The following is a 12,260-nucleotide window of genomic DNA, read 5'->3' as shown; positions in this document are numbered from 1 at the left end:
GGGAGATGAAGATAAAGTCTTTTTTGTGGATATTGTTGTTCGGGGTATTTTGCTCGAACAGTATGGCCGAGCTTCCTAAGGTGATAGCCCATCAGGGATATTGGAAGACACCTTCTTCGGCTCAAAATTCTTTACGGGCACTTGAACTGGCCGATTCGATAGGTGTGTACGGATCGGAATTCGATGTTTGGCTGACGAAAGATGACGTATTGATTGTAAATCATGATGCTGTTATAAACGGTATGGATATAGAGTCGTCTTCGTCGAAAATGTTGTTGAAGCAAAAATTGAAGAATGGAGAGACTGTTCCTACGCTTGATGCGTTTTTGAATAGGGCTAAAAAGTTGAGTGTGCGTTTGATTTGTGAATTGAAGCCTCATAAAGATAAACAGAGAGAGGCCGAAGCCGTGAAACGAATTGTAGAGATGGTCAGAAAAAAAGGTCTCGAAAAACGGGTAGAATATATTACGTTTTCGGCCGAGGGTTTGTTGGAACTTATTGAGCAAGCCCCCAAAGGTACACCGGTGTATTATTTGAACGGTTCTCGGCTACCGAAAGATTTAAAGTCTATCGATGCGGCGGGACAGGACTATCATATCAATGTGTTTAGAAAGCACATCGGGTGGATAAGGGAATGTCATGATTTAGGATTGAAGGTAAATGTATGGACGGTCAATTCTTTGGAAGATATGCAGTGGTGTATCGATAGGGATGTCGATTATATTACGACTGACGAGCCTGAACGGTTGCAAGAATTGCTCCGTTCACAGCGGTCGTTTCATGATGTAGCAGGCTTTCTTCCTGTATATGGAAAAATAAGAGATTGTAAGAATCCATTGTACTCTCGGCTTTCTTCCGATATGCAGCCGGCAGTGCGTAAAGCTTTGTGGAATTTGAGCCAGAATACGGCCGGATTGTATGTTCGTTTTAGAACTAATTCTACGAGTGTGGGAGCTAGATGGACAGTTAAATATAATAATCAGTTCAATCACATTACAGCGACGGCGGTCAAAGGGTTGGACTTGTATTGTCTGCAAGACGGAAAGTGGCAGTTTGTGAATAGTGCTATTCCTACCGGGAAAGAAAACCATGCGACGATCGTTGAGAACATGTTACCCCAAGAAAGAGAATTTATGCTCTATTTGCCGCTTTATGACGGTGTCGATAAGCTCGAAATAGGTATCGACCCGGGGGCGGAGATTGTTGCGTCGGAGTTGAACAGTCCCAATCGAGAGAATCCCATTGTGATGTATGGGACGAGCATTCTTCAAGGAGCCAGTGCATCACGTCCGGGAATGGCAGCTACTAATATTATCGGTCGCCGTTTTGACAGAGAAGTCGTAAATTTAGGGTTTAGTGCAAATGCTTTTTTAGATAAGGAGATCGCCGAATTGATGAGCGAGGTGGAGGCTTCGGCATACGTATTGGATTTTGTGCCGAATGCGTCGGTCTCTCAAATAAAAGAGCTGACAATTCCCTTTTATCGTATTTTGAGAAAAAAACATCGGACAACGCCTATCATATTCGTGGAAGACCCTCAGTTTCCGAGTGCTGTTTATAATCGGGTGTTGGCCGATGAGATACGTGAAAAGAATGAAGCTTTGCAATTGGTCTACAAGGAGCTGCAAAAAGAAAAGGAGAAAAATATATATTACGTCCCGTCTCAGGCTTTGATAGGTGATGATTATGAGGCGACGGTCGATGGAATCCATTTTACCGATTTGGGACAATTTCGTTATGCCGAGTGTATAGGCGATTGTCTGGAACGAGCATTTAGAAAAAATACCATAAAAGATTTGGCGTTGATTTATCAGGGCGGAATAAATCGAATGGACTGGACGGAGGAGCAGTTTCGTCCGTATGTAATGCATCAATTTCAAGATGGCCGAAAAGAATGGCTTTTTGACGGATTTCTCTTTTTGGAGTTTAGCGATGGGAAAGGCCGGCGTTATGCGCAAGGTTACGGTAAGGATGCAAGGAAGCAAGAATGGGAGTGGTTGTTACAAAGATTATTCGAGGAGGGAAAATCGTTATCTGCTCTCGATGCTTGTATTGAGACTGTGAAAAAAGAGATAGGCGAGCCCGAATTTCGTCATCGGGTTGTTATCGGGTTACCAGCTGCCATGTTTAGACAGAGAGATTGGGGTGAACTGAATGGTAAAACATTGTGCTTTTTGTATCGGGAAGACCAAGTAGCCGCCACACGGTGGTACGTCGATAGGGTTTTGGAGTCTTTCCGTAATGCCAATTATAAGAATTTGGATCTTGCCGGTTTCTATTGGGTGGACGAGGATATTGCTTATAACGGTGATTTATCCTTGTCGGTGAGCGAATATATACATTCGAAGAATCTATTGTTTTATTGGATTCCTTATTGGAAAGCAGTGGGTTATGATAAATGGAGAGAGCTTGGTTTCGATATGGCCTATCTTCAACCCAACCATTTTTTTGAAGAAAATATTCCAGATTCGAGATTGGAAGAGGCTTGTAAAGAAAGTGAAAAGAACGGAATGGCTATCGAGATGGAGTTCGATTCTCGTGCGTTATCTGATTATGAGCCGGTTTCTTTTCGTTCTCGAATGAAATCGTATATCGATGTTTTCAAGGACAATGGAGTCTTTTTTGATCTTCCGATTGCATATTATAGTGGAAGTAGAGCCATTTATGAAATGTATAAATCCGAAGATGAAAGAGATAAGGAAATCATGGACGAGTTGTGTGAATTGATTGTAGAACGACATAAAAAGTAAAATTATGAATAAGTTGATGAAAAGTTTATGTGGAACATTATGGATTGCTTTAATGTGTCCAAGTTGTGATTCGGCCGAGAGTTATGATCCGCCTATCGATTTGCAAAAGAGCTGTGTGGTGGAACGGATTGGAGATGCTCTTTATGTATCGTCGAAACTTGATGAAAGTAACGATATCGTATATGTATTTGAGAAATGTATGTTCAATAAGTTGTACACTTTTTCGAAGGTGGGAGTTGTTGCGAATAGTTCGAGTAAGCCAGTCGCTCACTCTCAAGATGTTGCAAGTATGACCTTATTGAATGAGGCAACTAGTGATAACATTGGTCCGTTTGAATTGATGGCTGGTGGTTGGTGTGGGGGTAATCATTCTTATGCAGATGATAATACGACCCGAACGGCTTTTACAGATAAAGTCATTATTAAATGTAACGATAAAGAGTTGACCGGAGATGCTGTGTTGAATGCTACCGATGTGAGAGTGTATGTGTGGAGTTATATTTACAATCCGGCTAGCGCCTATCAAGAAGATGGGAAATATCTTTTTTCCGATACCTTGTGTAAGGAGTTTAGCAGTTATAATATCTGCCGAAATACTATAAATGTAGAGGTGACTCATACCTATATGAATAAAAGTAGTGTTACTGTAAATCGTTATTATGGCATGCAATCGATGTTTAAAGACGAAGAATGTACTTTTACGCCGGAAGGTGAATATATAGGTTGGATTCCACAGGCACAGGTCGATAGGTTTACAAAGACCAATTATCCTAATTTTCACCGATTTATAGAGAAAAGTTCGACCGCTTATCAGTCGGCACACATGTTTAATGAAGGTTTGGGAACAAGAGGGGAGGTTGATGCTTCGGACGTAGTATTTATCGGTAATTCTTATGGAAAGAGTTATCATAAAGTCATAGGCAGCAAATCGCGTTCGAAGGGTGATACGGACTATTGGAAAGGGGCTTATACGTGGTTTGTCTCTCCTGTGGCAGATGATGAAGATTTGCTTTGTTATTGCGGATATATCAGAGACAAAGAGGCTGTTTACATAGATTTTAAAAAAGCGGCTAATAGACAGATTGCTTTGCCGGAACGTTTTGTTGGTAAAGACTTTGCAATTTATGAAAGTAGTGAAGGTGTTTCCTGTAAGTGGAGTGAAACACAAGGAACTATAAGTGTCGTAGCGAATGAGGCAGGTAGCTGTGTAATCGTGTTTTGAAATGGTACAGTAGATGTAGTAGGGGCTGAACTTATTGAAGTTCAGCTTTTTTTATTAAATTGTTATTGGTATTTGATTTTTAAATGTAATTCATTCCTTTTTAAAGTAATTGGGGTGGATTGTTATAGATGTATAAGCAGGGATAAATTTTATGTAAGGTATCGGAGTTTCATTAAAATTTAGCATCTTTGCATGAGATGTGAAAATGGGATGCGGTTTGGCATGATTAATAAAAGACAGATGAACGTAAATAGTCCTTGTCCGGGGTATTTTTCGGGAAGGAAATTTATAATTTTGTAAGAAAGAGAGATAATATAGAAATCGATGAATAGGATTGTAGCGAAAGAATATTTTTCGGAAAAAGTTGTAAAGTTTGTCGTAGAAGCCCCTCTGATTGCGAAGGCTCGTAAAGCAGGTCATTTTGTTATCGTGAGAGTCGGCGAGAAGGGCGAGCGTATTCCGCTTACGATTGCTGCTGCCGATGTCAAGGCCGGGACAATCACTTTGGTCGTACAGGCGGTAGGAAAGTCTTCTTCGAAATTGTGTGCTCTTAATCCCGGGGATTATATTACAGATGTAGTAGGTCCGTTGGGCAGGGCGACTCATATCGAAAAATTCGGTACGGTAGTTTGTTGTGGCGGTGGTGTCGGTTGTGCTCCCTTATTGCCGATTGTTGCGGCGATGAAGGAAGCCGGTAATCGGGTGATTACGGTGTTGGCCGCTCGAACGAAAGAGCTGATTATTCTTGAAAAACAAATGCGGGAATATTCAGATGAAGTAATAATTATGACCGATGATGGTTCGTATGGTAATAAGGGTCTTGTGACACAAGGTGTAGAGGCTGTCATCAATCGGGAGAAGGTAGACCTGTGTGTGACCATAGGGCCGGCGGTGATGATGAAGTTTGTTTCTCTATTGACTCGAAAGTACGATATACCCACGGTTGCATCTCTGAATACGATTATGGTAGATGGAACCGGCATGTGTGGAGCATGTCGGATTACGGTGGACGGAAAAACTCGTTTCGTATGTATAGACGGGCCGGAGTTTGATGCCCATCAAGTGGATTTTGACGAAATGCTTATGCGATTGTCTTCCTATAAAGATTTGGAATCGAAGTAACAAGTTTTGTTATATTTATGAATAAAGAAGAATTATCGGCGCAACGTGCCGAAAAATGGAGAGAAGAGCTGCGTAAAAGTAGAAAGGCTAAGGAGCGTACCGATATACCTCGGGTGAGAATGAAAGAGCTCGATCCTGCTTACCGCATAACTAATCGGGAAGAGGTGAATTGTGGGCTTACACGTGAACAAGCCGTTTTGGAGGCTACTCGTTGCCTCGATTGCGTAGAGCCTCTTTGTATGACTGGTTGTCCGGTTGGGATCAATATACCAAAATTTATTAAAAATATAGAACGGGGTGATTTTTTGTCGGCGGCTCGTACGTTGAAAGAAACGAGTGCTTTGCCTGCGGTGTGTGGGCGAGTATGTCCACAGGAACGTCAATGTGAATCGAAATGCTTTTATACTCAAAAATTGAAAAAAGAACCGATCGCTATCGGTTATTTGGAGCGTTTTGCTGCCGATTATGAACACGCTTCGGGAGAGGTCGCTCTCCCTGCCATGAAGCCATGTAACGGAGTGAAAATAGCCGTAGTCGGTTCGGGCCCTTGTGGACTTTCTTTTGCGGGAGATATGGCTAAATGGGGATATAGAGTCACTGTGTTCGAGGCTTTGCATGAGATAGGAGGTGTTCTAAAATACGGTATACCCGAGTTCAGATTGCCCAACGAGGTTGTCGACGTTGAAATAGAGAACCTTCGTCGTATGGGAGTCGAGTTTATGACCGATTGTATTGTCGGGAAGACTCTCTCGTATGACGACCTTCATGAGATGGGATTTAAGGGTATCATGGTCGCCAGCGGAGCTGGCTTGCCGAGATTCATGAATATTCCGGGCGAGAATTTGAATGGGGTGATGTCGAGCAATGAATATCTGACACGAGTGAATTTGATGGATGCCGCTAATCCCGATTCCGATACTCCGGTGTGGAGAGGCCGTAGAGTGGCGGTTATCGGAGGAGGTAATACGGCGATGGATTCAGTCCGGACGGCTCGTCGGCTGGGAGCGGAGAAAGTTATGATAATCTATCGTCGCTCAGAGGACGAGATGCCGGCTCGTAAAGAAGAAATACATCATGCTAAGCAGGAGGGTGTGGAATTTTTGACATTGCATAATCCTGTCGAGTACATAGGGGACGAACGGGGTAGGGTTTGTCAAATGCGACTTCAAAAAATGGAGTTGGGAGAGCCGGATGCTTCTGGTCGGCGTTCTCCTGTCCCTGTTCCGGGAGCTATCGAGACCATCGATATCGACGAGGTGATTGTCAGTGTGGGAGTTTCTCCTAATCCGTTGGTCCCTAATTCCATAGAGGGCCTTGAAGTAACTCCGAAAGGGACGATTGTCGTCAATGCCGACACATTGCAGTCTTCAATACCTGATATTTATGCAGGAGGAGATATTGTGAGAGGTGGTGCTACGGTTATTCTTGCTATGGGAGACGGTCGGCGTGCTGCGGCTGCTATGCACAAGGCTTTGCAGGAGAAATAAATAAGTTTGTATTAAAAGAAAAGGGCTGCATTGCAGCCCTTTTCTTTTAATATATCTAATGCCGATCAGCTGGCTTCCCAGCCCAGAGCACTGGCTCCCAATACGGCGGCATCGCTCTCTTTCAATTCCGAAAGTACCAGTTTTACTTTTCCTTTGTAAATAGCAAGCAGATTTTTTTCCATAGCTTCGCGGATAGGACGCATGATCAGTTCGCCCGACTTTGCTAATCCTCCGAACAGGACAATCATCTTGGGGCTTGAAAATGCAATGAAATCGGCGAATGCTTCTCCTAAGATTGTACCGGTATACTCGAAAATCTCCTGAGATAGTTTGTCGCCTGACACGGCCGCATCGTAAACATCTTTCGAAGTGATCTCTTGAATGGGAAGCTGCCGTAAAGTGGATTCGTCGTTGCGAAGTTCGAGGAATTCCCGAGCCGTACGCGCAACACCTGTGGCGGAGGTATAGGCTTCGAGACAACCCGTTCTGCCGCAACCGCAGAGGCGGCCATTTCCACGGCGTACGATTACGTGCCCGAGTTCTCCGGCGAACCCATCGTGTCCATAGACCATTTGTCCGTTAATGACGATACCGCTACCTACACCCGTACCGAGGGTAATCATGATGAAATCTTTTACACCGCGGGCAGCTCCATAGGTCATTTCACCGATGGCGGCGGCATTGGCGTCGTTGGTGATAGTTACCGGGATATTGAATTTTTCCCGTACCATTTGGGCTAAGGGGATTACGCCTTTCCACGGGAGGTTGGGAGCAAATTCGATTGTTCCGTTAAAATAGTTCCCGTTAGGAGCACCTATACCTATACCGGCAATTTGATCGGTTACGTTCTCTTGTGCCAAAAGACGGGATAGTTCTTCGTGCAGTGCATTTACGTAATCTGTTATTTCGGTATATTTCTGAGTCTTGATAGAACCTGTGGCTAAGATAGAACCGCGGGCATCAACAATTCCGAATACTGTATTGGTACCACCTATATCAATACCTACAACATATGGCTTACTCATGGTTTTGTGTGTATAAAATTATTATTTTAGTTAATTTCACGATACAAATATAGCGAAAGATGATCGGTGGGACAAAATGAACAACAAGTTTTTTTATTTTGCCTTGTCCAAATCGAGACCTATATTTTGATAGAGTCAAATATACGGATAAATTTTCGATGGGAGCTGCTTTTTTTATTCTAAAAGTATTTAATAAATGAAATATCCTTTTTGATGGTCGATGTCGTTTGAGCGAGTCATTGGTCGTTTGGTTTTGTCAATTTGTAAGTTGGAGATTATAAAGTGCTGAATTGTAATGTCGAGATAACAAAATCGAACTTTTTGTTTTGCGGTTAAAAAAAAGTGTCTATATTTGCAGCCGCAAAACGGCACAATATTGCACAAACTGTGCAATATTGTGCTTAAAAGTATAAATTATGAGTTATAACTTATTAAAGGGAAAAAGAGGTATTATTTTCGGAGCCCTTAATGAAATGTCCATTGCATGGAAAGTAGCTGAAAAAGCTGTGGAGGAAGGTGCAACGATCACTCTTTCCAATACGCCTATGGCAGTGCGTATGGGGGAGGTGAATACATTAGGTGAAAAATTAAATGCTGAGATTATTCCGGCAGATGCAACCAATGTGGAGGATCTTGAAAATGTTTTCAAGCGCTCTATGGAGGTCTTGGGGGGTAAGATAGATTTTGTGTTGCATTCTATCGGAATGTCTCCGAATGTAAGGAAAAAGCGTCCTTATGATGATTTGGACTACGATATGTTATCCAAGACATTGGATATTTCGGCTGTTTCGTTTCATAAAATGATACAGGTGGCTAAAAAGATGGATGCCATTAACGAGTACGGCTCTATTTTGGCTTTGTCTTATGTCGCGGCTCAGCGAACCTTATTCGGCTATAACGACATGGCGGATGCGAAGGCTTTGTTAGAGTCTATCGCCCGTAGTTTTGGATATATTTATGGTAGGGAGAAAAATGTTCGAATCAATACTATATCTCAGTCTCCTACCATGACGACTGCCGGTAGCGGGGTGAAAGGAATGGAATCGTTGATGGATTTTGCGAACCGTATGTCTCCTCTCGGTAATGCCAATGCCGACGAGTGTGCCGATTATTGTATCGTAATGTTTTCCGATTTAACTCGTAAAGTGACTATGCAAAACTTGTATCACGACGGAGGATTTTCGAGTATGGGTATGAGTTTGCGGGCGATGACTCAGTATAATAAGAGTTTCGATGAATATCGAAATGAGAATGGTGAGATTTGTTATGGATAAGTTTGGTAATTTGATTTAGATAGAACTGCCCCCGACTGTTGATCGACCGAAACAGCCGGGGGCGATTTTTAATAGTCTATGTCGGTACTTTCTCCATATACGTGGTCATAGAATTTTTTGTAGTTTTTCCATTCAGGGTCGTTTTCCCACAAGAAACGGTATGTTTCCGGGTCGGATTCGGTTAGTGGTGTCCCTAAGTCGTCCGATTCGTTTAAATGCCGTTGTCGGATTTTTTTGTTCATCTCGGAAATTGAATCGTCCTTTTTTAATGCATTTTTGGAACGTATGAGAATGTTACGTATTTCTCTTTCCGAGAAGTTTAGTCCCGGAATGAATATTCGGAGCATATTTCTCAATTCCCCATAGATTTGATCCCATGCGGAAGACGATACGCCGTTACTCGCCAAATCGGCCAAATACTCTTCGGCATCGGTTTTTCGAGCATTCCACGAATTGCCTCTCAATTTCCATTCGGAGGGCATAGACCGATAGACTTTCATTAAAAATTCGTCTTTAAAATAAGAGTCGCCGAAAAGAGCATCAAGGCCTTGATGCCCTATCGCTTCGTGCAATAGGACTCTCTGCAATCTCGTGTAGGAAGGGATATTGTCGAGAACGATACCTATGTTGCCGTTGTGCATATAATATCCGCCTATTTTACCACCTTGTTTTTTTAGAGATCGGACGGAGACCGGTAGGTCGGACTCATGTTCATAAACAATAACGTTATCGAGCCCCATACGTTCGGCTAAATCTTTGGTTAGTCTGTATTTCCCACGTGTAGACATTTTTTGCCATACTTTATCTTTGGTTTGGTCCGGTATAATTGGGGCGAACGGATCGGGTTCGTTTATCTCTCTTTTTATTTTGCCGGTATTTTTATATTCTCCTACGGAGAAGGAATGAATCATGTCGGGCTCAATATCGGGTACGTTTATTGTATTTTTTCCATTGGGCGAAAGTACTTCGGCGATTTTGTTTTCCGGATCGTAGTCGAGGACTTCCCATGCAAATCCATGTTGGTCTACAAGGGCTGTGGTGGTTTGCTTGTTTCTCCGCATATTTCTCTTTTTCAGATTGATGGCTCGTCCTGTGCCCCCAACGGTAGCTCCGCCCAAACTACCCGATACCATACCGGTAGTAGCGTTTTGTAGGATCGATTCGAGAGTCGGATATTGTCCCGGTTCGTTGTAAATCGTTTTAGCCATATCGTGAGCGACCGAATTGAGAGCTTCGGCGGTCCCTCCTGTTACTGCATCGTTAAAGGTTCCTGCTATAAGAGCCGATTTATCGGTCTTTGACAGTTTACTCATTATTTTACTTATTTCAGTCTGTGCTGTTTGATTTTTAAGAATCGTCTTTTTGAAATATTCCGATGCTTTCTTTTTGGCTCCCGATTTTAGATTTTTAAGGTATCGGCTTTGTAAGATTGTGTCAAACAGGAGATCGGCTCCCATACAAATAGCTACGAATCCGGTACGTTGTCCGTCGGTTAAACGTTGTCCTGTTTCTTGTTCGAAATTATCCAGTTCCATTTGTGCTTGTGCGTGGCTTTCGGCAACGGAAGAGGCAACATTAGCAATACCAGCAGCGATACCTGCCGGAGCGAAGGCGGCTCCGGCGGCAACCGGTATTCCCACTCTCCCTATATTAGCTATGATTTCACCAATAGTTGCCCAGCCTTCGGTTTCGGGAAAAGAGTTATTCGCTATGCGAGCTTCTTCCATGAGTTTTTTCCCTTCGTTTCCCCATCGGGCTGTCTCGGAGAGTTGTCTGTTTATTTCGTTTGGAGAAATATTCTCATTCCTTAATCGACGATATTCTTCGAGTCCTTTTAATTCAAGACGAGGACGATCGGAGGTACTGTGTTCGGTTTCATTTTGTAAAGAGTCTTCTTTATTTTGTAGTTGGGACTCGGTGCTTCTTTGATATTCGGGAAGTCGCTCCAACGCTTTTTGGGCGGCTTCGGACATTTCACTATCGGATAGTTTGTCTTGTATGTATCCTCGGGAATATTTTAGATCGTTCCAAATACGTTCGCCCGCTAGATTTATTCCTTCGGTTAAAGACTTTAATTTGCGAGGTGTTTCGATCGGGATTTCCGGTTCGGGGTTTATCGGGTAGTCGGGTTTTAGGGGTATTGGTGTTTCTTGTTTAGGAATAGAGGGGAATGGTACAACCGAATTTTCTCCCGGTAACGGAGCTATGAAAGCGGGTGATTCTTCGTTCTCTCCATTTTCTTTTTTTCGATACCATTCTTGTAGATAGGGATTGATTAAATCCCAACCATATATACCATTACCTTCTTGTAGTAAATCGGGGTTTAAGGTGCTCATATTTTTATTGGAAATTTTTTAATGAATATTATTATCTAAATATTTAGCAAGCAGGCCGGCTTGTTGTAAAGGGTATCCGATGGATACCAATAGATTGAATATGTGATGTTTGCGCTCGAACTCATTACGTCCCATACGAAAGGCTTGCAATAAAATTTTTTCGCTCAAAGGAGGGCAAGGGTGTTTCGGTTTGTTACGGTCAGAGATAAACGTTAACCATGAGAGATAGTTAAGGAACCTCTTTTCTTTTTCAGGATATGTTTTCGGAATTAAAACATCTGTAACCTGCTGTACCTCTGTATTATCCGGCTGATGTAACAAGTTTAACAGCTCTTTCAGCATTTCTACCTGTTCGTATGCTTTGCCTCTGGCAAGTCTTTTTGGTGATTGAGCTTGATAGGCTTCCAAAAAACTTTTCCCTTCATTTATATAGTCTGCTAATGTTTTAGTCGGTTGCGAATTTTCTGTTGTAAAAATTGTATCCATGATCTTAAAATTGTGTATTTGGGTTGAACAGATTTTGTAAAGGATTGAAGGAGGGAAATGTTTTACCGAGTATATTGCTCATATAATCCGATTTCAACGGACGGTAAAAATCTTCCAAAGCACTACGGGCCGACAAATAATTTTGAAGCGTATTTTCTTTCCATGTCGCCGCTTGACTTGCTATTTGGCTGACGGCATTGCCGTATGCTTGGTTTTGAGATTTTTGGACAGTGACGACGGTCTCGGGTGTAGCTCCGGTAATGGTTGCCTTATTTTTTAGATTTCGGGTTGTTTCCGACATCTGTTCGCGTAGATTACCAAGTAACCCCCTCACGTCGGATCGATCGAGAATGTTACTGTAATAGTTCCTATTGAAGAGACTATCTAGTTGTGATAGTTTTTGTTCATAGCGTTTTTGATTTGTTTGAATGGTTTGTTGAGACTGTTTTTTATTCTTTTGTGAAAACAAATAGTTCCCTAACAGGGGAAGTGCCGTTAAAAATAAGTTTAGCATTTTAATAAGTTTTTAGTTTGTTCGATTGTATCTACTGCAAATAT

The 12,260-nt window shown here is 42.4% G+C and carries 9 protein-coding genes and 2 pseudogenes; 7 read left to right on the top strand and 4 right to left on the bottom strand.

Translation table 11 applies throughout. The features are described 5' to 3' along the window. Nucleotides 1–5 precede the first annotated feature (5 nt). The 6 genes and pseudogenes from HMPREF9448_RS14975 to gltA all read left to right on the top strand — a co-directional run. Nucleotides 6–764: pseudogene (locus HMPREF9448_RS14975) on the top strand (glycerophosphodiester phosphodiesterase family protein); the annotation flags it as partial. Next, nucleotides 747–1,778: pseudogene (locus HMPREF9448_RS14970) on the top strand (SGNH/GDSL hydrolase family protein); the annotation flags it as partial. The pseudogenes HMPREF9448_RS14975 and HMPREF9448_RS14970, both read left to right, overlap by 18 nt. A gap of 18 nt (nt 1,779–1,796) precedes the next feature. After that, complete coding sequence (locus tag HMPREF9448_RS14965; protein ID WP_262483649.1) at nt 1,797–2,750, top strand: DUF4855 domain-containing protein; 954 nt, start codon at nt 1,797–1,799, stop codon at nt 2,748–2,750. 4 nt (nt 2,751–2,754) lie between these two features. Then, nucleotides 2,755–3,972, top strand: coding sequence for a hypothetical protein (locus tag HMPREF9448_RS02190; RefSeq protein WP_008860948.1), 1,218 nt, complete (start codon nt 2,755–2,757; stop codon nt 3,970–3,972). 324 nt (nt 3,973–4,296) lie between these two features. Beyond that, nucleotides 4,297–5,094, top strand: coding sequence for a sulfide/dihydroorotate dehydrogenase-like FAD/NAD-binding protein (locus HMPREF9448_RS02185; protein WP_008860947.1), 798 nt, complete (start codon nt 4,297–4,299; stop codon nt 5,092–5,094). 17 nt (nt 5,095–5,111) lie between these two features. Beyond that, on the top strand, nt 5,112–6,581 hold the full coding sequence (gene gltA, locus HMPREF9448_RS02180) for an NADPH-dependent glutamate synthase (RefSeq protein ID WP_008860946.1): 1,470 nt from the start codon (nt 5,112–5,114) through the stop codon (nt 6,579–6,581). Between the two features lie 65 nt (nt 6,582–6,646). Here the strand turns inward: gltA and HMPREF9448_RS02175 are convergent, their stop codons facing one another. Then, a complete protein-coding gene (locus HMPREF9448_RS02175) occupies nt 6,647–7,606 on the bottom strand; it encodes an ROK family protein (protein WP_008860945.1) in 960 nt (319 codons plus the stop codon). Between the two features lie 416 nt (nt 7,607–8,022). Here HMPREF9448_RS02175 and HMPREF9448_RS02170 point away from each other — a divergent pair, with 416 nt between their 5' ends. Next, nucleotides 8,023–8,880, top strand: a complete 858-nt coding sequence (locus HMPREF9448_RS02170) for an enoyl-ACP reductase FabI (RefSeq protein WP_008860944.1) — start codon at nt 8,023–8,025, stop codon at nt 8,878–8,880. A 68-nt stretch (nt 8,881–8,948) separates the two neighbouring features. On the opposite strand, the gene HMPREF9448_RS02165 is transcribed toward HMPREF9448_RS02170, so the two are convergent. The 3 genes from HMPREF9448_RS02165 to HMPREF9448_RS02155 are packed head-to-tail and all read right to left on the bottom strand — an operon-like array spanning nt 8,949 to nt 12,216. Beyond that, entirely contained in the window at nt 8,949–11,216 is a 2,268-nt protein-coding gene (locus HMPREF9448_RS02165; protein ID WP_008860943.1) for a hypothetical protein, read from the bottom strand. A gap of 18 nt (nt 11,217–11,234) precedes the next feature. Next, a complete protein-coding gene (locus HMPREF9448_RS02160; RefSeq protein ID WP_008860942.1) occupies nt 11,235–11,702 on the bottom strand; it encodes a hypothetical protein in 468 nt (155 codons plus the stop codon). A gap of 4 nt (nt 11,703–11,706) precedes the next feature. Then, complete coding sequence (locus HMPREF9448_RS02155) at nt 11,707–12,216, bottom strand: hypothetical protein (protein ID WP_008860941.1); 510 nt, start codon at nt 12,214–12,216, stop codon at nt 11,707–11,709. Nucleotides 12,217–12,260 lie beyond the last annotated feature (44 nt).

This window comes from Barnesiella intestinihominis YIT 11860, from assembly GCF_000296465.1.
GTDB classification, from domain to species: domain Bacteria; phylum Bacteroidota; class Bacteroidia; order Bacteroidales; family Barnesiellaceae; genus Barnesiella; species Barnesiella intestinihominis.
The sequence above is the reverse complement of the archived record's forward strand: the minus strand, read 5'-3'. Positions and strand labels throughout refer to the sequence as shown.